General features: G+C 42.8%; 28 protein-coding genes, 2 riboswitches and 1 other annotated feature. Of the genes, 8 read left to right on the forward strand and 20 right to left on the reverse strand.

The genetic code is table 11. From position 1 onward, the window contains the following. Positions 1–193: 193 nt before the first annotated feature. The 3 genes from MHI60_RS01060 to MHI60_RS01070 all read left to right on the forward strand — a co-directional run bounded on the left by MHI60_RS01060 (position 194) and on the right by MHI60_RS01070 (position 4505). Entirely contained in the window at positions 194–1153 is a 960-nt protein-coding gene (locus tag MHI60_RS01060; RefSeq protein ID WP_144470286.1) for a S8 family peptidase, read from the forward strand. 113 nt (positions 1154–1266) lie between these two features. Beyond that, positions 1267–1458: riboswitch (cobalamin riboswitch) on the forward strand. 148 nt (positions 1459–1606) lie between these two features. Then, a complete protein-coding gene (gene metE, locus MHI60_RS01065) occupies positions 1607–3895 on the forward strand; it encodes a 5-methyltetrahydropteroyltriglutamate--homocysteine S-methyltransferase (RefSeq protein WP_095408309.1) in 2289 nt (762 codons plus the stop codon). 139 nt (positions 3896–4034) lie between these two features. Next, entirely contained in the window at positions 4035–4505 is a 471-nt protein-coding gene (locus MHI60_RS01070) for a nucleoside deaminase (RefSeq protein WP_095408308.1), read from the forward strand. 85 nt (positions 4506–4590) lie between these two features. On the opposite strand, the gene MHI60_RS01075 is transcribed toward MHI60_RS01070, so the two are convergent. Beyond that, complete coding sequence (locus MHI60_RS01075; protein WP_144485089.1) at positions 4591–5007, reverse strand: organic hydroperoxide resistance protein; 417 nt, start codon at positions 5005–5007, stop codon at positions 4591–4593. Positions 5008–5168: 161 nt separating this feature from the next. On the opposite strand from MHI60_RS01075, the gene MHI60_RS01080 reads away from it, so the two are divergent. Beyond that, the gene (locus tag MHI60_RS01080) at positions 5169–5615 is read left to right on the forward strand and encodes a MarR family transcriptional regulator (protein WP_048238662.1); all 447 of its coding nucleotides are present in this window, start codon (positions 5169–5171) and stop codon (positions 5613–5615) included. Positions 5616–5647: 32 nt separating this feature from the next. Here MHI60_RS01080 and MHI60_RS01085 read toward each other — a convergent pair whose 3' ends face one another. The 6 genes from MHI60_RS01085 to purU all read right to left on the reverse strand — a co-directional run bounded on the left by MHI60_RS01085 (position 5648) and on the right by purU (position 11214). Then, positions 5648–6076, reverse strand: a complete 429-nt coding sequence (locus MHI60_RS01085) for an organic hydroperoxide resistance protein (RefSeq protein ID WP_095408306.1) — start codon at positions 6074–6076, stop codon at positions 5648–5650. A gap of 175 nt (positions 6077–6251) precedes the next feature. Then, positions 6252–6386: a phosphatase gene (locus tag MHI60_RS01090; protein ID WP_111291289.1), complete on the reverse strand. Its 135-nt coding sequence runs from the start codon at positions 6384–6386 to the stop codon at positions 6252–6254. Further along, on the reverse strand, positions 6376–7512 hold the full coding sequence (locus tag MHI60_RS01095; protein WP_095408304.1) for a Rap family tetratricopeptide repeat protein: 1137 nt from the start codon (positions 7510–7512) through the stop codon (positions 6376–6378). Before MHI60_RS01095 ends, MHI60_RS01090 begins: the two co-directional genes overlap by 11 nt. Before the next feature lie 124 nt (positions 7513–7636). Beyond that, a complete protein-coding gene (locus tag MHI60_RS01100) occupies positions 7637–8884 on the reverse strand; it encodes a glutamate-5-semialdehyde dehydrogenase (RefSeq protein WP_144485087.1) in 1248 nt (415 codons plus the stop codon). A gap of 12 nt (positions 8885–8896) precedes the next feature. Then, positions 8897–9994 carry a glutamate 5-kinase gene (proB, locus tag MHI60_RS01105; protein WP_095408302.1) on the reverse strand — a complete coding sequence of 366 codons (1098 nt, stop codon included), beginning with the start codon at positions 9992–9994 and terminating at the stop codon, positions 8897–8899. 55 nt (positions 9995–10049) lie between these two features. Then, positions 10050–10268, reverse strand: a binding site (T-box leader). A gap of 43 nt (positions 10269–10311) precedes the next feature. Beyond that, positions 10312–11214 carry a formyltetrahydrofolate deformylase gene (gene purU / locus MHI60_RS01110; RefSeq protein WP_095408301.1) on the reverse strand — a complete coding sequence of 301 codons (903 nt, stop codon included), beginning with the start codon at positions 11212–11214 and terminating at the stop codon, positions 10312–10314. A gap of 161 nt (positions 11215–11375) precedes the next feature. Between purU and MHI60_RS01115 the strand changes: the two genes are divergently transcribed. Beyond that, positions 11376–11561: a hypothetical protein gene (locus MHI60_RS01115; RefSeq protein ID WP_024424637.1), complete on the forward strand. Its 186-nt coding sequence runs from the start codon at positions 11376–11378 to the stop codon at positions 11559–11561. A 197-nt stretch (positions 11562–11758) separates the two neighbouring features. Here MHI60_RS01115 and MHI60_RS01120 read toward each other — a convergent pair whose 3' ends face one another. Both MHI60_RS01120 and MHI60_RS01125 read right to left on the reverse strand, forming a co-directional pair. After that, complete coding sequence (locus MHI60_RS01120; RefSeq protein WP_144485085.1) at positions 11759–12073, reverse strand: multidrug efflux SMR transporter; 315 nt, start codon at positions 12071–12073, stop codon at positions 11759–11761. Beyond that, positions 12070–12399, reverse strand: a complete 330-nt coding sequence (locus MHI60_RS01125) for a multidrug efflux SMR transporter (protein ID WP_024426806.1) — start codon at positions 12397–12399, stop codon at positions 12070–12072. Before MHI60_RS01125 ends, MHI60_RS01120 begins: the two co-directional genes overlap by 4 nt. Positions 12400–12465: 66 nt before the next feature. Continuing rightward, positions 12466–12575, reverse strand: a riboswitch (guanidine-I (ykkC/yxkD leader). A gap of 205 nt (positions 12576–12780) precedes the next feature. Between MHI60_RS01125 and MHI60_RS01130 the strand changes: the two genes are divergently transcribed. Continuing rightward, positions 12781–12915 (forward strand): YrzI family small protein, encoded by a 135-nt coding sequence (locus MHI60_RS01130; RefSeq protein WP_107163548.1) that lies wholly within the window; start codon positions 12781–12783, stop codon positions 12913–12915. Between the two features lie 238 nt (positions 12916–13153). Next, complete coding sequence (locus tag MHI60_RS01135; RefSeq protein ID WP_144485083.1) at positions 13154–14197, forward strand: trifunctional transcriptional activator/DNA repair protein Ada/methylated-DNA--[protein]-cysteine S-methyltransferase; 1044 nt, start codon at positions 13154–13156, stop codon at positions 14195–14197. Between the two features lie 18 nt (positions 14198–14215). Here MHI60_RS01135 and MHI60_RS01140 read toward each other — a convergent pair whose 3' ends face one another. The 5 genes from MHI60_RS01140 to MHI60_RS01160 all read right to left on the reverse strand — a co-directional run bounded on the left by MHI60_RS01140 (position 14216) and on the right by MHI60_RS01160 (position 17098). Beyond that, a complete protein-coding gene (locus tag MHI60_RS01140) occupies positions 14216–14761 on the reverse strand; it encodes a GNAT family N-acetyltransferase (protein ID WP_144485081.1) in 546 nt (181 codons plus the stop codon). A gap of 17 nt (positions 14762–14778) precedes the next feature. Further along, positions 14779–15267 (reverse strand): small multi-drug export protein, encoded by a 489-nt coding sequence (locus tag MHI60_RS01145; protein WP_095408296.1) that lies wholly within the window; start codon positions 15265–15267, stop codon positions 14779–14781. 105 nt (positions 15268–15372) lie between these two features. Beyond that, entirely contained in the window at positions 15373–16131 is a 759-nt protein-coding gene (locus tag MHI60_RS01150; protein WP_144470278.1) for a hypothetical protein, read from the reverse strand. Between the two features lie 4 nt (positions 16132–16135). Further along, positions 16136–16462, reverse strand: a complete 327-nt coding sequence (locus MHI60_RS01155) for a PadR family transcriptional regulator (protein ID WP_095408294.1) — start codon at positions 16460–16462, stop codon at positions 16136–16138. Between the two features lie 114 nt (positions 16463–16576). Further along, positions 16577–17098 carry an acyl-CoA thioesterase gene (locus tag MHI60_RS01160; protein WP_048238873.1) on the reverse strand — a complete coding sequence of 174 codons (522 nt, stop codon included), beginning with the start codon at positions 17096–17098 and terminating at the stop codon, positions 16577–16579. A gap of 179 nt (positions 17099–17277) precedes the next feature. Between MHI60_RS01160 and MHI60_RS01165 the strand changes: the two genes are divergently transcribed. Next, positions 17278–18159, forward strand: a complete 882-nt coding sequence (locus MHI60_RS01165; RefSeq protein ID WP_144485079.1) for a dimethylarginine dimethylaminohydrolase family protein — start codon at positions 17278–17280, stop codon at positions 18157–18159. A 38-nt stretch (positions 18160–18197) separates the two neighbouring features. Here the strand turns inward: MHI60_RS01165 and MHI60_RS01170 are convergent, their stop codons facing one another. From MHI60_RS01170 to MHI60_RS01195, 6 genes are all read right to left on the reverse strand, one after another. Beyond that, on the reverse strand, positions 18198–19166 hold the full coding sequence (locus tag MHI60_RS01170; RefSeq protein ID WP_144485077.1) for an oligopeptide/dipeptide ABC transporter ATP-binding protein: 969 nt from the start codon (positions 19164–19166) through the stop codon (positions 18198–18200). Further along, on the reverse strand, positions 19156–20073 hold the full coding sequence (locus tag MHI60_RS01175) for an NlpC/P60 family protein (protein WP_144485075.1): 918 nt from the start codon (positions 20071–20073) through the stop codon (positions 19156–19158). The genes MHI60_RS01170 and MHI60_RS01175 overlap by 11 nt, the downstream gene beginning before the upstream one ends. After that, positions 20073–21152, reverse strand: a complete 1080-nt coding sequence (locus MHI60_RS01180; RefSeq protein ID WP_144485073.1) for a dipeptide epimerase — start codon at positions 21150–21152, stop codon at positions 20073–20075. The genes MHI60_RS01175 and MHI60_RS01180 overlap by 1 nt, the downstream gene beginning before the upstream one ends. Further along, a complete protein-coding gene (locus MHI60_RS01185; RefSeq protein WP_048238634.1) occupies positions 21149–22090 on the reverse strand; it encodes an LD-carboxypeptidase in 942 nt (313 codons plus the stop codon). Before MHI60_RS01185 ends, MHI60_RS01180 begins: the two co-directional genes overlap by 4 nt. 315 nt (positions 22091–22405) lie before the next feature. Continuing rightward, entirely contained in the window at positions 22406–24025 is a 1620-nt protein-coding gene (locus MHI60_RS01190) for a peptide ABC transporter substrate-binding protein (protein ID WP_144470274.1), read from the reverse strand. After that, entirely contained in the window at positions 24025–25035 is a 1011-nt protein-coding gene (locus MHI60_RS01195) for an ABC transporter ATP-binding protein (RefSeq protein ID WP_144470272.1), read from the reverse strand. Before MHI60_RS01195 ends, MHI60_RS01190 begins: the two co-directional genes overlap by 1 nt. Between the last annotated feature and the right edge of the window lies 1 nt (position 25036).

Here is a 25036-nt window from a genome sequence, read left to right on the forward strand (position 1 = left end):
TTCATATGATATCAAGAGTTTTCTTCAAAAGGTGAGCTCTTTCGTCAATAAGTGAGGAGAACTGCACTTTTGATAATAGATTGATTATTTGAAAAATTATTACAATTGACCCTTTCCGATCAAAAGTTTCTTTTATACAATAACATTACGCAGCCTGAATCTACTTTGAAAACAAAATAAGGAGGGCTTTCTTATGAAAGGTGAAATTCGCTTAATTCCGTATGAAGTAAAAGCCAATGTGATGGAAGCGAAAGAGACGCCGGAAAGTATTCAGGAGATTAAAGCACCCGAACTTTGGTCAAGTGGCTTCAAAGGAAAAGGCATAACCATTGCTGTCCTTGATACAGGCTGTGACACAGAGCATCCCGACTTAAAAGATCAGATTATCGGAGGGAAGAACTTTACCGATGATGACGATGGAGATGCTGAAAATGTAAAAGACTACAATGGACATGGTACCCATGTAGCAGGAACGATTGCTGCAACAGATCAAAATGGCGGAATTTCAGGGGTTGCCCCTGAAGCCAAGCTGCTCATTGTAAAAGTTCTCGGCGGTGAAAATGGCAGCGGAAAATATGAGTGGATCATTGATGGTATCAACTATGCCGCAGAGCAGAAAGTTGATATTATCTCCATGTCTCTCGGTGGTCCAAGCAATGAGCCTGCCCTGCAGGAAGCCATTCAAAATGCGGTTAAAAGCGGTGTGCTTGTTGTGTGCGCAGCAGGAAATGAAGGGGACGGAGACGAGCGTACGGAAGAGTTCTCCTACCCAGCAGCATATAATGAAGTCATTGCCGTCGGGTCTGTTTCCCTTGCAAGAGAATCCTCTGAATTTTCTAATGCCAATAAAGAAATCGACCTCGTTGCTCCAGGAGAAGACATTTTATCCACCCTCCCTAACCATAAATATGGCAAACTCACAGGGACTTCAATGGCTGCCCCTCACGTAAGCGGTGCACTAGCCATTATCAAAAATGCTGAAGAAGAAGCGTTCCAGCGCAAACTGACAGAGCCTGAGGTCTATGCTCAGCTTGTCAGAAGAACCTTACCATTAAAGCAGTCGAAAGCCCTTGTAGGGAATGGATTTTTATATTTAACTGCGCCTGATGTCCTTTTAGAAAAAACATTGGAAGCAGATCTTTTATCTCTATAGATTAAATAGAGGTCCTGAGAAAAGATAGAATTTTCTCAGGATTTTTTTAATTAAAATTATTCAAAATTTACTTTGACGAAATGAAGTGAACGTTATATAATCGAACACAATAAATTCATAGTTTGAGAGTCGGTAATTCGATCACACGTCGAATTTTAATTGGGAAGACCGGTGAAAATCCGGCGCGGTCCCGCCACTGTGAGTGAGGAGAGCTTTTCTCATGAATCCACTGTCATCAGGATGGGAAGGATGAAAAGCTTGCAGATTCACCAGCCAGGATACCAGCCGCTCTATCACATCAAACCCCCTACGGTTGATAGGAGATGTCGGAAAAGCGTTAGTAATACTCACGCCTTATTTCGCACACACATTTTGTCTTTTAAACCAGACATTTACCTCATCAATCTGATCATGAGCGTAAATGTCTTTTTATATTTAGAGGAGGAATTGGAATTGACAATTGTTAAAACAAGTAATCTAGGCTTTCCGCGAATTGGTTTAAACAGAGAATGGAAAAAAGCACTTGAGTCTTACTGGAAAGGTCAAACAGACCGCGAAACCCTCTTAAGCACACTGGATGAACAATTTTTAACTGCCATTAAAACACAAATCGATCAACAAATTGATATTGTACCTTCTGGAGACTTTACCTTCTATGATCACGTGCTGGATACCGCTGTTATGTTCAATTGGATTCCAGAGCGCTTCCGCAGCTTAAAAGACCCGCTAGATACATACTTCGCGATGGCAAGGGGAACAAAAGATGCCGTCTCAAGTGAAATGACAAAATGGTTTAATACAAACTATCACTACATCGTTCCAGAATACGAAAAAAGCACAGAATTTAAACTCACACACAACAAACCGCTTGAAGCTTACGAAAAGGTGAAAAAGGCGTTTGGTGTTGAAACAAAACCGGTTGTACTTGGTCTTTATACATTTGTCTCACTTTCTAAAGGTTATGAAGCAAATGAAGTGAAAGAAATCCAGCAGCGTCTAGTGCCGCTTTATACTCAGCTTTTAAAAGAACTTGAAGAAGCCGGCGTCAAATGGGTTCAAATTGATGAACCTGCACTTGTCACAGCTTCAAGTGAAGACGTAAAATCCGTAAAAGAAATCTATGAAACGATCAAAGAAGCCGTACCTGGCTTGAACATTCTTCTTCAAACATACTTTGATTCAGTAGATGCATATGAAGAGCTTGTCACCTATCCTGTTGAAGCAATCGGTCTTGATTTTGTCCATGATCAAGGGCGCAACCTTGATCAAGTGAAAAAGCACGGCTTCCCGAAAGATAAAATTTTAGCAGCAGGCGTCATTGATGGAAGAAATATTTGGAGATCAGATCTCGGCGAAAGATTATCCTTTATTTCTGAAGTCATTGCTGACGTTCAGCCGAAAGAAGTGTGGCTGCAGCCATCAAGCAGCTTACTTCATGTGCCAGTTGCCAAACACCCAAGCGAACAGCTTGAAGAAAAACTATTAAACGGACTGTCTTATGCCACTGAAAAACTGGCTGAATTGACACTGCTAAAAGAAGGTTTAACAAAAGGAGCAGCTGCCATTGATGCTGACATTAACGAAGCAGCACAAGCACTTCTTACCTTAAAAGAGTTTGCAAAAGGAACAAATGCGGATCTAACAGCGGAACGCAACAATCTTTCATCAAAGGATTTTAAACGCCCAGTAGCCTTTGAAGAACGCCTGCGTATCCAAAACGAATCTCTTGAGCTGCCGCTTCTTCCAACAACAACGATTGGCAGCTTCCCGCAGTCTGCCGAAGTGCGCAGTGCTCGTCAAAAGTGGCGCAAAAATGAGTGGACAGATGCAGAGTATGATGAATTTATTAAGAAAGAAACAAAACGATGGATCGATATTCAAGAAGAAATTGGTCTGGATGTGCTCGTACATGGAGAATTTGAACGTACGGACATGGTTGAATACTTCGGTGAAAAGCTAGCCGGATTTGCCTTTACAAAATTTGCTTGGGTACAATCCTATGGATCACGCTGCGTGAAGCCGCCAATCATTTATGGAGATGTAGAGTTTACAGAACCAATGACAGTGAAAGAGACGGTTTACGCACAAAGTTTAACAGAGAAAAAAGTCAAGGGAATGCTGACAGGACCTGTTACCATCTTAAACTGGTCTTTCCCAAGAACGGATATCTCTCGCAAAGACATTGCATTCCAAATCGCTTTCGCTTTGCGTAAAGAGGTAGAAGCGTTAGAGGCAGCAGGTATTCAAGTCATCCAAGTCGATGAGCCTGCGCTAAGAGAAGGACTTCCGCTCAAAGAAAGTGATTGGGCAGAATATTTAAACTGGGCAGCAGAGTCATTCCGTTTATCCACATCATCCGTTCAAAATGACACACAAATTCATACACATATGTGCTACAGTAACTTCGAGGATATTGTCGATACAATCGAAGACTTGGATGCTGACGTGATTACAATTGAACATTCACGCAGTCATGGCGGATTCCTCGATTACTTAGAAAAGCACCCGTATTTGAAAGGACTTGGACTAGGCGTTTATGACATCCATAGCCCGCGCGTTCCATCTGTTGAAGAAATGAGCGAAATCATTGATGATGCGCTGAACGTTTGTCCGACAGATCGCTTCTGGGTGAATCCGGATTGTGGTCTAAAAACTAGACAAGAGCCTGAAACCATTGCTGCTTTGAAAAACATGGTCACAGCTGCTGAAGTCGCTCGTAAAAAGCTGGCGCAGCACGCTTAATTGAATGTCTCTCCCCTGCTGAACGCGGCAGGGGTTTTTTATGCGTAAATTGGCCTGTTCGATCTTCTACTATGATGATTTCATTTCTAGCATGATTCGTTTATACTAGAGAAGTCAGTCGAACAAAGGGAGGAAGACAATGAATCACGAAGATTTTTTACAACGCGCAATTGATCTTGCAGTAGAAGGAGTCAATAGTGGTACTGGCGGCCCTTTTGGAGCAGTTATTGTCAAGGATGGTCAGATTATTGCAGAGGGCAGCAACAATGTGACAACAAGTAACGATCCAACCGCACATGCAGAAGTCACAGCCATTCGCAAAGCGTGCCAAACTCTACATACATATCAATTAGAAGATTGCACTCTATATACAAGCTGCGAGCCTTGTCCGATGTGCCTTGGCGCTATTTACTGGGCTAGACCAAAAGCTGTGTATTTTGCTGCTGGCCATCAGGATGCAGCGGATTCTGGTTTTGATGACTCGTTTATTTATGAAGAAATCAACAAAGAGTACGAATCAAGAAATATACCATTTTACAAGCTGACACCTCAAAAAACCCTTGCGCCATTTGAAGCATGGGAAGCATACGATAAAAAGAAAGAATATTAAAAAAGACACCTGCTCGTAAGCAGGTGTTGCTGATTGTTGACAAAGGGCTAAAATGATCTTTATTTTAGCCCTTTGTCTTCTACTATTACTCCGCCACTTCAAGCTCTACTTCAATGTTCCCTCTTGTTGCTTTTGAATATGGACAGAATTCATGTGCAGCATGGACAAGCTCTTTCACTTTATCATGATCATGACCTTTCGCAGACACAATCAGCTTTACGCCAAGCTTAAAGCCGCCGTCGCTTTCATCTTTTAAAAGACTGACATGTCCTTCTACTTCCGATTCTATTTCTATCCCTTGCTTCTTCGCTACCTGCTCAAGTGCTCCTCCGAAACAAGCTGCATAGCCTGCTGCAAATAATTGCTCTGGGCTTGTACCAGTCTCTCCATCTTTCTTTGCGTTAGGCATGACAATGTTATGATCGAGCACACCATCATCTGAACGAACATGTCCAGCTCTTCCATGCTGGGCCTTTACTTTTGCTGTGAATAATGGTTTCATCTTCATCTCCTCCTTCATCTATTCATCCTTTTCACGTTCTATTCCTTTCTCAAACATTTATCGCACATTGAAGAATTTTTCATTTTTCGTCTGTATTTATTTTAAAAAGGAAGAAAATCTTATACAATGATAAGTATGACAAAAAATAGTTGGTGACTGACATGACAAATGAATTTGAACATATGAAGCTGGAAAATCAGCTTTGTTTCTTGTTATATGCAAGTTCACGAGAGATGACGAAGCAGTATAAACCGTTATTAGAGGAATTAAACATTACGTATCCGCAATATCTGGCACTGCTTTTATTGTGGGAGCATGGAACATTAAATGTGAAAACGATGGGAGAGCTTCTCTATTTAGACTCCGGTACACTCACACCCATGCTGAAACGGATGGAACAAAACGGACTCATTATCCGCGAACGTTCGAAAGAGGATGAGCGGTCTGTGCAAATTCGTTTAACGGAATACGGAGAACAGCTGAAAGAGAAGGCCACTGTGATTCCGTCTCACATGCTGTCTGGGACAGGCAGATCGGAAGAAGAGCTAAAAACACTGCGCGCCTCTTTACATGAACTTTTGCAAAATTTAACACAACCAAAAGGCTGAGGGAACATTCCCTCAGCCTTTTATGATGTTTATTATTTTGCGACAGCTACTAATTCTACTTCGATGTTTCCTTGAGTTGCTTTTGAATATGGGCAAACGCCGTGTGCTTTATGAACAAGTTCTTCTAATGCTGACTGCTCAATTCCAGTTCCTTTTACTTCTAATTGAACGCCTAGTTTGAAGCCGCCATCTGAACTGTCTTTTAATAAGCTGACATGTGCTGTAACTTCACTTTCAAAACGAATACGTTCTTGTCTAGCTACCATTTGAAGGGCTGAATCAAAACATGCAGAGTAGCCTGCTGCGAATAATTGCTCTGGGTTTGTTGCTTTTTCAAGTTTTTTTGCTCTTGGTGTTCCAGGCATTGCTACATCATGCTCAAGTACACCATCTGTTGAAACAACCTTTCCTTCTCTTCCTCCGACAGCTGATACCGTTGCTGTAAATAAAACGTCTGACATGAATATAACCCTCTTTCTCTCCAATAATATTTTCTACAATTGAATTGTACACAATTTAAATTGCAGAGTCAATCAATAAATACTCTTTTTTAAGTTTTCCTCTTCGTTTCCTTTTTATGAGCATGTCCCGTAGAATTGTGTTTAGGCAGTAAAAAAAGCCCTTTAACAAGGGCTTTTAGATGATATCATGCTGCGGATTTGGTTGTTCTAGCGTGTGGTTTCTGTTATCGGGGTCGGCATTTGCTCCTGCCAGCCACAATGCCATGATGGTGATGCTTGTACAGACGACTGCCCATTTTTTAAAATTCATATAAACAATCCCCTCTCTGAATATAGATTCGAGCATGTTCCGCTTCCCTATAGAACATGGAAGATTTTTCATAATCCTCCATTTCATTATAATACTTCGCGGTATCTAATGCCAGCTCCTCTATATCTGGATATGCATAGGAAGATTCTAAAAAATGAAAAATCCGTTTGATATGCTCAGCATCTTGTCTTAAATACAATGCTTCTAGAAATATGGTTTTCTGAATATGAATGTCATCTTGAAGAGCTTCTGCTCGCTTCATACATTCTTCTCTGTAGTGTAATGCTTCTTCGTGTTTTCCTTGTTTGTATAATATCTGAGCGGCTGTATAAAGAGGGTCTATAGAACGACGAAGATGATCGGATTGATTTTGATCAAATAACGAGATGGATTCTTTCATTAATTCGAGTGCGCGGCCCAAGTCTCCCATTCGGTAATAACTGTTGCCCATATTAAACAAAGAGGAGGCAATAAAACGCACATTCTGAAACTCTCTTGATCTCGCAAGTGCTCTTTCGAGATGTGGTAATGCTTTTTCATGCCTTCTCATATCATCATAGTTACCGGCCACAATAAATTCACACTGAATGGTGCGAAGCGCATACAGTTCATGCTGAACATAAACATCCAGCGCTAGTTTAGCGTGGTGCATCGAGATATGTGTTTGTTTCATGTGGTAATATATTTCTGACATTTTAAAATGAAATTCCGCACGTTCAATATCATCTGATACAAAAGATAGCTTGTGCTCTGCCTTTTGATAAGACGATATGGCAGCAATGTACTCCCTACGTCCGAATTCATACATGCCTCTGAAAAAATGATAGTAGTATTCAAGCATGCCTGTGACATGCGTTTGATGCTCATCTATTTCTTTCGAAAGCTCGGAAAAGTTGGCGCGAAGCTTTCCTTCCTTTAATGGCTTTAAATAATCGAGCATGACCTCATGCCTAAATTCCATTAAAGAAAAATAGAGAAGCAAATTCTGATCTTCTTCCATTGAATCAAGAGAGGTGCGAATTTCCTGCTTTAACTGTTCTGCTTGTTCGGAATCAAATCTGCGGATTAATTCATACCACTTGTTGATTTTCACTCCAATATCCGAAGAGGGAATGATTTTCGCCATACGTTGCCTTCTCCAATCTTCTCAAAATATAAAACATTACCATATTTTATCATACTTGACCGAAGAAATACAAAAATGAAAGGAAAAAGAGAGCCTGTTGTCACAAGACTCTCTTTTGAATTCGTTATTCTCTTATTTGTCCTTGACCACGAATGACAAATTTTTCTGACGTTAAGGCTGGCAGCCCCATTGGCCCTCTTGCATGAAGTTTTTGTGTACTAATACCTATTTCCGCTCCATAACCAAATTCAAAACCATCTGTAAAACGAGTAGAAGCATTATGATAGACAGCGGCTGCATCCACAGCTATTAAGAAAAGGGCTGCATGCTCATCATTTTCCGTAATGATTGCTTCAGAGTGCTTGGAGCTATATGTCTGAATATGCTGAATCGCTTCTTCAATGTTTTCTACAATTTTAATACTGACAATCGGTGCTAAAAACTCCGTTGCATAGTCCTCTGCTGTCGCTAATGCAGCACTAGGGGCAAGCGCGCAAACCGCTTCATCCCCGCGTATCTCTACCCCATTTGATTGAAGGGCTTCAAATAACGAAGAGCCATATGTTTTTGCCCAAGTTTCATGAATGACAATGCTCTCGATCGCATTACAAACAGATGGTCTTTGGGTTTTGGCATTCAGCACAATCCGCTCAGCCATTTCGTTTTTCGCTGTTTCATCAATGTAGATATGACAATTTCCTGCGCCTGTCTCAAGCACTGGCACAGTTGACTCTCTCACTACAAGATCAATTAAATTCTTCCCGCCGCGCGGAATGAGGACATCCAGATATTCATTTAAGGTGAACAGCGTTTTCGCCGTTTCACGGCTTGTATCTTCAATCAATTGCACACTGTCTACTGGAATATCTGTCGTATGAAGCGCTTCATGAATCACCTTTACAATCGCTTTATTACTATGAATAGCAGATGAGCTTCCGCGCAGAATAACAGCATTCCCAGTTTTCAAGCAAAGGGTCGCAGCATCGACTGTCACGTTTGGTCTTGCTTCATAAATCATTCCAACCGTTCCAAGCGGTACACGGACCTTTTCGATGAACAGACCGTTTTCTTTTTGAATGGTTTCTAACGTTTCACCAATTGGATCTTTTAGCTGAATGAGTTGAAGGGTCGCGTCTGCAATGGCTTCAATTCTCTCTTTCGTAAGTGTAATCCGGTCAATGACAGATGGCGTATACTGCTTTTCCTCAGCAGCCTGAACATCCTTTTGGTTCTCCTCCATTAAATAAGCTGAAGATGCTTTTAGAGCACTGGCAATGGCGTGCAGGGCAGCATTTTTTTGTTCTGTCGTTTTTAGGAGCAGCTGATCTTTGGCTGCACTTGCTTTTTTTGCTTTTTCAAGAACTTCATTCATCGTATTCCCTCCTCAGTTTTGTACATGCTGTACCCAGTGATCCCGGTGTATGACCTCAGGCTTCTCTTTTGAAAGCTCGTCACTTCGCATCCCTTTAATGCCGAGAAGCTCATCGGATGCGTACAAGGTTTGCCCCTTACCAACTAATCCGTTTGGACCGACGACTTCTACGACCTCTCCTTTAGAAAAGTCACCAGCGACATCAATGACTCCTGCCGGAAGAAGGCTTCTGCCATTATGCAAAATCGCCGCTTCTGCTCCTGCATCAATCATGATTTTTCCAGAGACTGGTGAGTGGAATTGAATCCATTGTCGACGATTGTTCACAGCTGATAAGTCCTGTTCACCGATATACGTTCCGTCACCTTGCCCCGCAAGAATGCGAAGCAGCTTGTCTTCCCCAGTGCCTGTTCCAATGAAGACTTTCACGCCAAGTGATAATGCCGTTTGTGCAGCAGACAGCTTCGATTTCATTCCGCCTGTTCCAACCTTTGAACCAGTGCTCTTCGCATATGAAAACAATTCTTCTGAAATGTGGGTTAATATATCAAACCGCTTCGCCTCAGGATGCTCATTTGGATTTGCATCATAAATTCCATTGATGTCTGTTAATATGATCAATTGGTCTGCATGGATTAATCCACTAACAAGTGCCGACAGCATGTCATTATCCCCAAAGGTAAGCTCCTCGATCGAGACTGAATCATTTTCGTTTATGATCGGCAAAATCTTTCTTTCCAGCAGCTCCATCATCGTTGCGTAAGCATTTCGATATCTTGTTCGATCTGAAAAGTCATTACGTGTTAAAAGCATTTGAGCAGGTGTCATGTGAAACTGTGAAAAAAGCTCTGTATATTTCTGCATTAACAAGCCCTGTCCAACGGCGGCAGCTGCCTGTTTCCCCTTTAAGGTCACAGGTCTTGATGGATAGCCTAAGCTGCCAAATCCCGCTGCAACGGCTCCTGACGAAATTAAAATGATTTCATGCCCTGCTTCTTTAAGCTTTGCTATCGCTCTTACATGATCCTGCATCTTTTGTTCATCAATGGCTCCTTTTTGCTCGGTTAATGAACTGCTGCCAATTTTTATGACGATCCTTTGCTTTTTCATCCTTGATTCCCTCCGCTATACCTTTAGGCACAAAAAAATCCCTTTTTCTCCTTATGTAAAGGACGAAAAGGGATTTTCCGTGGTACCACCTTCATTGAATAAGCATGCGATCTGCTTATTCCACTCAACTCCTGTAACGCCAGGCACGCGCTTAGATTTTTCCTCTAAGGCTCAAAGGGCAGGTTCAGCAGCTGTCTGCGGCAAATGTTTCAGCACATCATTTGCTCTCTTTACGCACCAGTTCCTGCTTACTATTCCTTTTCAACGCTCGTTAATTTTTTTATATTATCACCAATTGCTAAAGAAAAGTCAAGCGGTCAATTAAAGACAATCGTTTTATTCTCATGAACAATAACGCGATCTTCCAGGTGCCATTTGACAGCACGTGCAAGCACACTGCGCTCAATTGTCCGACCAATATTTTTTAGTGCTTCCGCATCATCCCGGTGATCTACACGCTCAATATCCTGTTCAATGATCGGTCCTTCGTCTAAATCATTGGTGACATAATGAGAAGTCGCACCAATTAATTTGACTCCCCGCTCATATGCCCGCTTGTATGGGTTTGCACCAATAAACGCCGGCAGGAAGGAGTGATGAATATTAATGATTTTGTTCGGATGCTCTTCAATAAATCCAGGCGTTAAAATTTGCATGTATCTAGCAAGCACAACGGCATCAATGTCGTACTCTTCTAATAGGGCGAGCTGCTCTTTTTCAGCTTCTTTGCGAATGTCTTTGTTCGCCTTTACAAAATGGAATGGGATTCCAAGTGCTTCTACTGTATCTTTTGCCGTTTCATGATTGCTGATCACAACTGCGATTTCAGCCATTAAATTTCCGCTTTGCCATTCCCATAGAAGCTCATGCAGACAATGAAGCTCTTTTGACACAAAGATTGCCAGCTTTTTAAGCTCACTTGCACGTGACATGCTCCACGTCATTTGAAATGATGCTGCGATTGGCTCAAAGCTGTTTCTCAATTGATCCATATTCGCCGAGATGTCTTTCCAATCAAATTCAATTCTTAAAAAGAACCGGCCGCTTTCATGATCGGTTGTGTATTGGCTGGATTCAATAATGTTCGCTCCGTGCTCAAATAAAAAGGAAGAAACAGCTGATACAATACCAGGCTGATCTGGGCAGCTGACAAGCAATCTGCCTTTTTGCTCATGCTTTTTTCTGTGTAATTCAAGTTTCTCTGTAATCAATGTTCTCATGTATCATGACCTCATTTACGTTTTCATTCTAATGAAATATTATACTGGACTGGAAAGAGAAAAAGCAATGAAGAGCCCATTTTTTATTGAATATTCATTCAATTTAGCACCTGGCATGATATAATATGAGTAGACCTTTTATCACAAAAGGAGTGATGGAGATGAAAAGCATGACTTTGTTTGGTAAAGTGAGCTTTTGGCTCGGCATCGTATGTCTGATCACAGGTATTTATCTTTTTATGGCCGGTGAGAGACTCATTCCTTTGCTCACATTTGGTGTCTGTTTTCTTCTAGTGAGTCAGCTGTACCGCAAAAATGAAAACGATTCCAACCATCATTCGATGTAACAAAAAAGGGCTAAAATGATTTTTATTTTAGCCCTTTTCCTACTTTTTCAGCGTGATAGAAAACCTTTGCAGCCCTAGGAAGGGCGAGCACCGGAGCGGAGCGAATTTGACATTCGTGAGTACCGGCGCACAGGCCTGACAAAGAATGCGAGGGTTTGTCTACATGCTGAGGCTGGCAGAGTGATGCCAGCCTTTTCTTATTCAATGATTTTTAACCCGACCGCCGCAGATAAAATCAGTGCGATAAAGAAAATACGTTTTGCGTCCTTCGACTCACCGTAAAACAGCATGCCGACAATGGCTCCTCCAGCAGCTCCAATGCCAGTCCAAATGGCGTATGCCGTTCCCATCGGAATTGTATTCATCGCAAGAGAGAGCATGAGAAAGGACAGCGAAAATCCAGCTGCAATGAATAAAATCCATTTAATATGTCGATCTTTCTGGAATTGATTCATCATGGTGACACAAAGCATTTCTAAAATGCCGGCCCCAATGAGCAAAAGCCAGCTCATGATTCAGTCTCTCCTTTCTTTTCACCTGTGGTCAGTTTGAGCCCTAATACACCGCTTAAAAGCACCATGATTAGAAGTAATTTCACTAGCTGTACTGGCTCTCCCAGTACCATACCTACTATGACAGTACCTGCCGTCCCAAGTCCGGTGAAAACGGCATAAAGAGTGCCAACTGGCAGTACAGTCGTGGCTTTCAGGAGTAAATAAAAGCTGACGACAATACAAACGATGGTTGCGGCCCACTCCAATAAAGAGTCAGCATATTTCAACCCCATCACCCAGCCGACTTCAAAGATCGCCGCAATAAAGACATTTCCCCATTTCATCTAATCCCTTCCTTTCTGAACGATTCCAACCAACAAAAAAAGCCCGGAAATCGATCGTTTGATCAAATCTCCCGGGCTTTTGTCCCTCCGTGTCCATACGGTCAATTGTCTAGACCCTATGTGTTTTCTCTCGGTCCAGACTGCGCCACCCGCACGGAACCCTAGAAAACCAATTCATGATAAGCAGATCTGACTATCAGATTCTGTGTCAAAATTGTATCACACCCCGAAATACCGGTCTACCGCTTTGCTTGCCACACGCAAATATACTTGTTCATTTTTCGAAAGAACTTTTATGGGACCTCCGTATACTAAGGGTTAGAAACAGGTCATCTGATAAAGAAGATCTGCGGGCTGCGAACTGAAGGGAAACGAGCGTATATGACCATTCATTTATTTTTTATTACATTGACGATTAAGCGGAAATACAAGGACATGGAGACCATTCTTTACGAACAAGAAGTCGAAGCATTTTATGAAGAAATGAAACAGAAGCAGCTAAAGTATATGAACTAAAACAGGAAGTGAAAAATGGAGGAGATTGACATGTTGATGATGCTTGCTTGTTATACGAGGGAGAAGAATCTATTCCGTATTCCTTAAAGCACAGGTGCGGCAACAATCACACCGCTGATATAATGAAATAAGATTGATGTGATGAACGTTCAACTATAGGATGATGCATGTACAGATCATCCGTTCTACTCCAAACAATGCTAAAAACATTTTATAGAAAATCAAGAGGTGGATTCATATGATGATGACCGATGAACAAAAACATGAATTTTATCAAGCACTTGTTGACAAGAATCCGCAATATGACGGCACATTTTTTGCCTGTATTAAGACAACCGGTATCTTTTGTCATGCCACATGTACGGCTAGAAAGCCAAAATATGAAAACTGTGAGTTCGTCTTTACAGCGGAGGAAGCCCTGCTCGCTGGGTATCGCCCATGCAAACGCTGCACACCGTTAACATACCCTAACAGCATTCCTGAAGAAGTCAAAACACTCGTTTCAGCAGTAGAAAAAAATCCTGAGAAACGCTGGAAGGAAGAGGACTTTCGCCAATTAGGAATTCACTCTGTCACAGCTCGAAGAAAATTTAAAGACATTTACGGCATGACCTTTGTTCAATATGCAAGATCACGCCGAATGGGACTTGCCTTTAAAGAAATTTTAAACGGAAAAAAAGTGATCGATCAGCAGGTCACCTTCGGCTATGAATCTTCAAGCGCCTTCAATGATGCATTTACGAAAATCATGGGAAATCCACCTAAAAAAGCACAGATTCACATTCTCTATGCTAATTTTATTTCCACCCCGATCGGGCGGATGATCAGCGTAACAGATACCACACATGTGTATTTACTGGAATTTATGGACAGGCGGGGGCTCGAAAAAGAAATTGAAACATTAAGAAAGAAACATCATGCCCGCATTTTAGTTGGAGAAACAAACGTTCATCAGCAATTAGCAAAGGAATTGGCCTTATATTTTGAGAAAAAGCTGACCAAATTTACTGTACCACTTTCGTTACATGGCACCCCTTTTCAAATGAAGGTATGGGACCAGCTCTCACGCATTCCAGCAGGAGAAACGAGATCCTATCGAGATCTAGCCACGAAACTTGGCGATCCGCATTTGGTTCGTGCCGTTGGTAATGCAAATGGTGCCAATCAATTGGCGATTATCATTCCCTGCCACCGCGTGATTCAAACAAGTGGTGAGCTTGGCGGCTACGGCGGGGGGATTGAACGGAAGAAATATTTGCTTCAGTTAGAACAGCGTGAATAAAAGAAAAAACGGCTCTGCTTATTCGGTAAGCGAGCCGTTTTCTCCATTACGTGTGATGCTGTATACATCAATGATTTGGTCCCATTTTGAAATGGTTTTTTCTTTTTTCATGCCCATTTTTAAAGCGACCTTCACTGACGCTTCATTCTCAGGACGAATTAAGCTGACCATCCGTCTGACCTTCATTTCTTCAAATCCATAGGTAAGGCAGCCTTTTGCGGCTTCAGCAGCATAGCCATTCCCCCACGCCGCTTTCTTTAGCATATAGCCGATCTCAAGCTCCGTTTGTCCTTCGATGTTTTGCAGAACAATTCCGCTTTGTCCAAGTCGTTCATTTGTTTCTTTATTTTCAATGATCCATAGAGAGGTGTGGTACATGCGGTCATTTTTTTGATTCCATGCAATCCACTCTTTTGTCTGCTGTTCATCCTTCAAGGAAGGATAATACTTCATCACTTCTTCATCTTGGAATAGCTCGTCATATAAAAATGACGCATCATGTTCATTCATCGTTCTCAGTTTCAGGCGCTCTGTTTCAAGCACTGTCCTTGTTTGATAAGTCATTGATGATCCCCCCTTTTTTACTTGCTAAAAATATCTCCGAACAACCCATTTGAATCTGGGGCAAAGTAATGGAAGCCCGCACCGGTTAAACTAGCAGCCAGCGCTGTCCACATCATTAAACTGACGGTCATCCACACCGCGACTTGCTTTCTTTTCGTTCCGAAGCTCATGCACATCAAGGCCGCTAAATGACTGCCGATGATAAAAGGACCAATGAGCGCTAATCCAGGCAGACCGTATCTTTCCCAAATTTTTCTCGCCCGCAGCTGCTTTTTCTCTTTCTTTTCATCACCTTTCTCTTCTTTTCTCTTAAACCACCATGCTTTAAACCGGTCCACGAACACAATGAGAAGCAAGACTGTCAAAAAGTTGCCGATGAATCCAATCACAGCCGTTGTCACAGGATGCAGCCCGCTTAAGATTGCGAATGGAACGACACCAATCACTTCAAAAAAAGGCAAAGCAGCCAATACAAAAACGAGTACATATCCCCATACGATATCCAAAAACAGAACCCCTTTTCATTTTTGTCCTCTCCCCATTGTAATGAAAAATACAATTCCATTTCTACATTTTTTTAGAAAAAGAAAAGCACATCGGATAGGATGTGCTCAGTTTACATTCGTATTTTCATTTTTCTTATTTGTCCGGCGCAGGACAATGAGTATAAGCCCTATCAAAATCACAATAGATAGCAGACTTTGCAGCAAAATCACACTTGGTGACGTCCAGCCAATCCATTCGAATATGAGCTGCGGTCCGAAAAAGATGATCGGAATGAACGAAACGACATTCGCCTTTAAGATTGCATTGAATACAACAATGCATAGCAGCATGAGCAGAATGACGCCCCACCTCTGGCCAGAAGTAAGGACAAGTAGTGGTGTGCCGACCTTTTGATCCAATAGTTTGATTGTGACCATCGCTGTCAGCTGAAAGATTCCTAACATCCAAAAGTAGAGAAATACCCGGCTGCTTGTTTGAAAGGCGGACGCTCTAAACATCACAATGATCATGATGACATTGACCACTAAAACGAGCGGATATCCAATCAAAGCAAACCAAGAATACGATAAGTTTTGGCTGATTGCATCTGCTAAAATCATGTAAAAAAGCGATCCAATTAAGAAAGCACTGACGAACGGCACCCAGTCTTTATGATTTCCTGACAGCTCTTGTGCCAGTTCATCAGCATAGCTCCGCGGATCTCCGCCGAACACATCCTCACCTGTTTTCCCGTCTTTTTCAGCTTCAACTGCATGTGTTGTCAGTTCATCCATCAGCTCATCAATTTCGTCCTCATTTTTCCCCTTTGATATGAGATAGAGTTTCAGCTCTAGTAGAATGTGTCTTGTTTCTTTTGATACCATAATCTCACTTCCCTTTTTGTAATAAGCGGTTTACATTTTTTGAAAGCTCATCCCAGCGGGCAATAAACTCTGTGAGTGCTTGTTCACCCGCTTGTGTGAGCGAATAGTATTTCCTTTTCGGTCCGCTTGCTGACGCTTTTGTGACGGTGGTCACCAGCTGTTCCTTTTGCATACGCAGCAAAATCGGATAGATACTGCCTTCACTTATTTGATCAAACCCATAATGCGCGAGCTTCTTCGTCATTTCATACCCATAAATTTCGCCCTCAGAAATAATCGACAGCAGGCAGCCTTCTAAAATTCCTTTTAGCATTTGTGTGGATGTTGTCATGATTGTTCCTCCGATTCCAGTACCTTGCATCACAAGATAGCTTCATCTTACCATACACTATCTTGCCATGCAAGATACTGACATAGAAAAAAATCACCGCTTAAAGGGTGATTTTTACGCCCAAGGTTTATCTGTCCCGAGTGCGTCAGCAAGCGCCTTACTATGCTTTCGGCGGCTTTTTCTTTCCTCTGCCCGCTGCTTTGCTGTTTGATGAAGCATGATCTCTTCTTCTGTTTCCGGCATCACCTGCGGGACTCGTTTAGGCTTTCCGTTTTCATCTAATGAGACAAATGTCAGAAATGAAGTCGCTGCGAGTCTGCGCTCTCCAGACATCAAGTTTTCTTTAATGACTTTGACGAACACTTCCATAGAAGACGTGCCAACCCATGTGACATAGGATTCCAAGCATACTGACTCCTTTTGTCCAATCGGCTCTAAAAAGTCAACAGAATCCATTGAAGCTGTGACCGTTTCACTGCGGCTGTGTCTTGCTGCCGAGATGGAGGCAATGTCATCTATATAACTCATTAATTTCCCGCCAAATAACGTTTCGTGGTTATTCGTATCGAGAGGGAACACCCTGCTGGTTTTAACAACTTTCGATTCCTTGCAGTATTTGAAATTTTCTTCACTCATCATCATAGCTCCTTCTTGCTGTTTTCGTGAATGCGGAACGACTTTTATTAAACACTATTCTTTTAGGTTTGTCTAAACTTTTTGCTTTAGTCTTATGTGAGAGATTTTCTTTCGGAAATGTTTCAACCATGACTAGAAGAAGGAATAATAGAACTATGAACGAACAAGGAGGCCATTTGATGGATTCTATGAGAGCAGAACAAGTATACAAAATGCCGCAATGCATGAGTGAATATGACGATTTACAAGAAGTTCTTTTATGCAGTCCTATTTATATGGAAATCAAACAAATTATTAATGAAACCCAGAAACATTTTGCGAAAGAAAATATTTCTCAAATGAAAGCAGTCGCTCAGCATAAGCAATTGATCCAAACGCTTAAAGATCATCAAGTACGGCCCATCCTGCTCCCTGCGAATGACCGCTTCCCTGAACAAGTCTTCACTCGGGATATTGGGTTTACGATTGGACATACACTGTTTGTTTCAAGTATGGCCGCTCCGGTTAGGCAAGGGGAAGAACAATACCTAAAAGAATGGGCACAGGCAAAAGGATGGTCAGCTGTCACTTTGACAGACGGAACGATTGAAGGCGGCGATGTGCTTGTGGATCAGAACCGTGTGTTTGTTGGCACGAGCAAAAGAACCAGTCCATCCGCTATCTATCAGCTCAAAAAGGAACTGCCTGATCACGACATCATTCCGATTCACCTTCCTCCTCACATTTTGCATCTTGATTGTGTGATGAATATTCTGTCTCATGACAAGTTATTAATTTACCCTGAAGCGTTCAAACAAAAGGACCTTCAGCTGCTCAAAACGTATTATGATTTGATTGAAATCAGTGAACAAGAGCAATTCACACTTGGACCAAATGTTTTATCCATTGGGCAGAAAAAGGTGATCAGCTTGCCCATCAACCAAGAAACAAATGCTGCATTAACCGCTCACGGATACACCGTCATTGAAGTGGACTTTTCTGAAATTATTAAATCCGGCGGCTCTTTCAGATGCTGCACATTGCCTATTCGGCGTTCATCCACTAAAAAAGCCAGCGTGTAGAACAGCTTGTCTACTTGCTGGCTTTTATTTGGCTTGTCCTATTTTCTATTATATAAATGACAGGCGACTTCATGTCCTTCTTCCACCGCTTGTAATGCTGGCTTTTTTTCAGCACACACATCCATCGCGGCAGGACATCTTGTTCGAAATACACAGCCGCTTGGCGGGTTCACTGGACTTGGAATTTCTCCTTTTAAAATAAACCTTTTGCGCTTGTCCTCTACGTCAGGATCTGGAATAGGGATTGCAGACAGCAAGGCTTGTGTATATGGGTGAAGCGGTGTTTGATATAGTGCATCACTCGTCGTCAATTCGACGAGATGACCTAAATACATGACACCGATCCGGTCACTAATATATTTCACCATCGACAAGTCATGTGCAATAAAGAGAAATGTTAATCCTTCCTCTTTTTGCAGTTTCTTCAGCAGATTCACGACCTGCGCTTGAACGGAGACGTCTAGTGCAGAAATCGGCTCATCTGCGACAATAAACTTTGGCGCTAAGGCAAGTGCTCTTGCAATGCCGATTCTCTGCCTCTGTCCCCCGCTAAATTCGTGCGGATAGCGGGTGGCAAAATCATAGCTTAATCCTACCGCTTCGAGCAGTTCTTGCACGCGGGCAATCCTTTTCTTTTGACTGCCATAAAGCTGATGAATCTCCATTGGCTCCAGCATAATATCTTTTACTGACAGTCTCGGATTTAAGGAGGAATACGGATCTTGAAAGACCATTTGTATTTGCCGGTTGAAATCAAATGATTCTTTTTTAGAAAGGTGGTGAAGACTTTTCCCTTCATATAAGGCTTCACCATCTGTTGGTTCATAAAGACGCATGAGCACTTTTCCAAGTGTGGATTTGCCGCAGCCAGACTCGCCAACGAGACCAAAGGTTTCACCTTGTTTCAACTGAAAAGAGACACCATCCAGCGCTTTTAAGGTTCTCCCTTTCGAAAGATGAAAATGTTTTTTAAGGTTGTTTACTTGTAAAAGTGGTTCAACTGTCATGATCGCTCCTCCTCTCGCTTGGTAAATACCGCCTTGCACCTGCCCATTCTTTTTCATATGAAGTACCAGAAAGGGAGAGAAGCTCAATTTGTCTGCCAGTTTTAGGCGAATGAAGCATCATCCCGTCCCCAGCGTAAATCCCTACATGGCGGACCGCTCCCTTTCCGTTATCATTTGCAAAAAACAGCAAATCGCCTTGTTCTAAATGGCTTGATGTAACCGGCGTTCCTTGAACTGCTTGGTCACTTGCATCTCTCGGCAAAAGATATCCGCACGCTTTGTACATGCTGTAAGCAAAGCCTGAACAATCATAGCCAAAGCTGCTCATGCCTCCCCATAAATAAGAAAGGCCCATAAATTGTTTTCCTGTGTCTACGACATCTTTGCCGCTCATAGAGAAAGCTTGCGATACTGGGCGTACATCCGCTTTGTTAATTTCTCTTATTCCTACCGGGGTGACAACATGAAATTGATCACCTGTTTCTTTAACTGCTGCCAGCTCTGTTAAAAAACTAATCTCCATATCTGCTTTCCCGTTTTGATATAGCGTGGCTTTTTTCTGACAAACGATAAGAGATACAGCTGACGCACTTCCCTCTGTTACTTGGATTAATTGCTCAGCAGGTATATAGCCTGGATAGCCTTCTGGATGTTTCCGGCTGGCCTGCTGTGGAATGACGACTTTCATCCAGCCATCTGTCTCTTCTAATCCAATCACTCGTTCGCCGAGCAGTATTTGAGATTGAATCAAATTTTCTTCACATAAAGCCAATTTTTCTTCGTATGTTTGCTGGTCAATCCATTCTTTGATGTTGATGGAGTCCTGAAGTACCTTTCGATCGATTTCTCTCGGCGAATGCGGCGCTGTCCATACGTTAGCGACTGGAACCTTTGATTCATATATCATCACGAGACTCCTTTCACCCCTTGAATGCCTAACCCATGATGCAGCGGTAAAAATATATCTTTTCCTTTGTACACGATTCCTCCGTCTATCATGTCCTCTTTCAGCATAAGCGGGGCATCAAAATCGCAGCGGGTGATATTCGGCTGGCTCGCGGCGAAATGTGCGGCTGCTGTAATGCCAAGCTTTGACTCAATCATACTGCCAACCATGCACTGAACACCGTAGGCTTCGGCCAGGGCATTGATTTTTAGTGCTTCTTTTATGCCGCCTGATTTCATTAATTTTAAATTGATCAGATCGCAGCTTCTCGTTTCAAGCACCTTGATCGCATCATGGAAACTGAAAATGCTTTCGTCTGCCATAATCAATGTTTCAGTTGCTTCCGTCACACGGCGCAAACCTTCAATATCTTCTTTTGGCACTGGCTGTTCTACTAGTTCAATATTCAGCGCTTCCATTTTTCGAATGGCTATGATCGCTTCCTTCCACGTCCAGCCCTGGTTTGCGTCGAGCCTGATCTGAATATCCGGCCCGACTTTTTCTCGAATCCGCTTGATCCGCTGAATATCCGTGTGTATGTCTTCTTTTCCTACTTTGATCTTTAACGTCTGAAAGCCTTCAGCTGCGTATTGCTTCGCATCTTCTGCCATCTCAAGCGGCCGGTTTACACTGACCGTATAGTCGGTTTCGAGCTGATGACGATATCCACCAAGGTATTGATAAAGCGGAAGTCCTGCCTGCTTTGCTAATCCATCATACATGGCCATATCGATCGCAGCCTTTGCGCTTGTGTTGCATGCGAGCACGCGGTTCATAGCAGAAAAGATTTGTTCATATTCTGTCAAGGAAGCCCCGAGCAAAATGGGTCTGATGACTTCACAGATGGCATAGTCGATGCTTTCCAGCGTTTCTCCTGTAATCACCGATGTGGGAACTGCCTCTCCGTAGCTGACGTCACCTTGATCATATGTGATGATGACGATCAGAGATGCTGCGTCATACACCGTTCTTAAAGCGGTTTTGAAAGGCTTTTTTAACGGTACACTCGTTCTACATGTACGAACATCCACAATTTTCATTTGATCGCCTCTTTCGCTGCGACCCCTGGGGAAATGTGCAGTTTTTTCCCTTCCGCATCTAATGCAGCCTGCACGCCCATTGGAATGGCAAAGTTGGGTGATGAATGACCGATCCGAAAGCCGCCAAGTGCAGGTTTCTTTTGCGGTACAATATAGTTCTCCCACAGCTGTTCCAAGGTTAAGGACTGGTCTTTCTTTTTTGGTTCACATTGATGAAAATCTCCAATGATGAATCCAGCCGCATCATCCAATTTTCCAGCAGAGGTGAGGTGCTGCATCATGCGATCGATTTTATAGGGCTCTTCGTCAATATCTTCAATGAACAACAGCTTCCCCTTCGTATCAATTTCAAAAGGTGTACCAAGTGTTGTCACGATGAGAGCAAGATTCCCTCCTATGATGTCACCTGAAGCGGTACCGGGGTAAAAGGTATGAAGAGGTGACAAGTGATGCGTATACGTAAAGGCCTTCGGCGTGAACAGCTGCAAAAAGGTATCCTTCGTATACGGATGGACCTCTTCAAGTCCCACATCAGAGGAAAGCATTGGACCATGAAAGGTCACAAGACCGGTCTGCTGCTGGATGGCCGTATGTAAAAACGTAATGTCACTATAACCCCAAAAGATTTTTGGATTCCGGCGAATGAGGTCATAATCAATGGCTTCCGCAAGCCTTCCAGTTCCATATCCTCCGCAGGCACAAATAACCGCTTTGACTTCTGGATCTTGAAACATTCCATGAAGATCTTCCACTCTTTCATGATCACGACCTGCTAAATACCCGTACCGGCAATCGAGATACTTTCCTTTTTTCACCTTCAGCCCGAGACTTTCTAAAAAGGCAATCCCTTTTGCTAATTTCAATTCATCAGGCGGGCTTGCTGGTGCAATAATCCCCACCGTATCCCCTGTTTGAAGTGCTGCTGGCAGCTGGTTCATGCCAATCCCCTCTTTCTCTTTGTTTCTTTCAATCTATGGGCATCTTCTCCATAAAATGAACGAATAAAGGAACAGACGCTTTGGTTCAAAGCGTCCCATATTGTTGACAAAGGGCTAAAATGATCTTTATTTTAGCCCTTTGTCTTCTATTCAGCGTGACCTGAAAACCTTTGCATTCTAGGAAGGACGAGCATCGGAGCGGAGCGAATTTGACATTCGTGAGCACCGAAGCGCAGGACTGACAAAGAATGCGAGGGTTTGTCCGCGCGCTGAGACGCTTTGGTTCAAAGCGTCCGTGTTCCTCATTTCCTTTAATTACTCTCCTACTTGCGCCCATTTCAAATCGATATACCCAACAGGGTGGCGGACAATTCCCTTCACACCCTCTTTTTGCAAATGAACTTGGTTATAAAAATGAATTGGAATGATCGGTGCTTCTTCAATGAGAAGTGCCTCTGCATCATGAAGGATGCTGTTTCTTTTTTGTTCATCTGCTTCCTGGCTCGCCTTTTTAATCAGCTGATCATAGGTGTCATTTGACCATCCAGTCCGGTTCATCGCATTTCCTGTTTGAAAGCTCTCTAGGAAATTGATCGGATCTGCATAGTCTGCTAAAAATGAACTTTGCGAGAATTGGAATTTCAGTGCCTTTTGATCTTCTGCAAATACATTGGCTTCCATGTTTGCAAGCTTCACGTCCACACCCAGCGCTTCTTTTAATTGCTGCTGGATGGCTTCAGCTTTTTTCTTATTCTCAGGCTTTGTACTATATGTCAATGTGACGGGCGGCAGCTTTGAATAGTTCTCTTCTTTCAGCCCTTTTTCTAATAGCTTCGCAGCTTCACTCGTATCTTGTTTGACAAGATCACCGCCAGCTTCTCTGAAATCCTCACCCTTTGAATCTAGAATCCCTGGCGAAACGAAGGCGCGAGCTGGCTTCTCTTTATTCTTCGTTACATAATCCACGATTTCTTGCGGGTTGATCGCCATTTGAAAGGCTTTGCGAATGTTCTTATTTTGAAAAGGTTCCATGTTCACATTCAGACGATAAAAGAACAGTCCGGCCTGATCTTCAATTTGCACATCTTTATTTTTCAGCAAATTTTCACTTTGTTCTGCTGGGACGAAGGCAGTATCTAAATCTCCCGATTGATACATTTGATAATCAGTGTTTCGATCACTGATCATCAGCCACTTTACCTGATCCAGCTTGACTGTTTTTTTGTCCCAATACGTCTCACTTTTTTCCATAGTGAAGCTCTCATCATGCTTCCATTCTGTCAGCTGAAACGGTCCATTCCCAACAAAGGTTTTGGCATCCTTTGCCCAGTCAGGGTCCTTCTCAGCTACCTTCTCATTGACAGGGAAAAAGGCAGGGTTTGCGGTCATATTTAAGAACGATTTCTGCGGGTATGCCAGTGTGACCTTTAGCGTTTTGTCATTTTCAGCACTGACTTTTACGTCCTCTTTCTTTCCCTTTCCGCTGTTAAATGCCTCTCCGCCTTCAATCATGTAAGCTAAGAACGATGCAGAAGAGCCTGTTTTCGGATCGAGCAGGCGCTTCCACGCATATTCAAAGTCACTCGCTTTCACTGGGTCACCATTCGACCACTTGATGCCGTCTCTTAAATGAAATGTGTACGTTTTGCCGTCATCTGAAATCTCCCATTTTTCCGCCATTGCAGGAGATGGTTCGTGCTTTTCATTCAGCCTCGTTAATCCCTCCATTAAGTTATTCAATCCTTGCCACGATACATTATTAAAACCAATCGGCGGGTCAAATGACGTCGGCTCGTTTTCGTTATTTAAGGTTAATACTTTCTTTTCATCCTTGTTGCTTGATGATCCTTTACCTGCTTGCTCATTGGCTGTACATCCAGCGAGCAGCATGATGATAAACAAACAAATACTGATGATCCACCCTTTTTTCCTCATCAAAAACTCCCCCTTTGTGTTGAAGATAACATCGCTTGATTCGCTCGCTCATCCTGGAGCCAGCAATGCACTGTATGAGTAGGTGACCGCTGCGTTTCGTGCGGCATGATATGATCACACACTTTCATCGCTGCCGGGCAGCGATCGGTATACGGACAGCCCTTTGGCGGAGCGAATAAATCAGGCGGGCTTCCTTCAATTGGAATCAGTTCGTCTTTCATATCAAGTCTTGGAACGGATTGCAGGAGCCCTTTTGTATAAGGATGCTGCGGACTGTAAAAAATATCTTGCCTTGTTCCGGTTTCAACCATTTTCCCTCCGTACATGACCGCTACCCTGTCAGCGACTTGGGCTACGACCCCTAAGTCGTGTGTGATTAAGATAATGGTAACCCCTGTTTTCCTCTGAATCTCTTTAAACAGCTCTAAAATTTGTGCCTGTATGGTCACATCCAGCGCAGTCGTCGGTTCATCTGCGATTAGCACCTTTGGCTCACAAATCAGTGCCATGGCAATCATGAGCCGCTGCCTCATTCCCCCGCTGAATTGGTGCGGGTATTGCTTTAATCTCTCCTTCGGCTGCGGAATACCGACCAAATCAAGCATCTGTATGGCGGCTTCTTGCACTTCTTTTTTCGTCAGCTTTTGATGCTCCTTTGCCGCCTCCATCAGCTGATCCCCTATTGTCAAGGTAGGGTTCAATGCCGTCATCGGATCTTGGAAGATCATCGAAATATCGACACCTCGTATGGCGCGCATTTCTTTTTCAGATAATGACAGCAAGTTGCGGTCTTGGAACCAGATTTCTCCCTGATCAACATGCGCGCTGTATGCAGGCAGAAGCCTCATAATGCTTTGTGATGTCACACTTTTTCCGCAGCCTGATTCTCCCACAATGGCCAGTGTTTCTTTTTCATATACATCGACATTCACTCCACGTACTGCTTGAACTGAACCGCCGTATGTCCGAAAGCTGACGTGCAGATCGATAATTTGTAGAACTTTTTTCAAA

Origin of the sequence: Bacillus sp. FSL K6-3200 (genome assembly GCF_038630485.1) — a bacterium.
GTDB lineage: Bacteria > Bacillota > Bacilli > Bacillales > Bacillaceae > Bacillus > Bacillus safensis.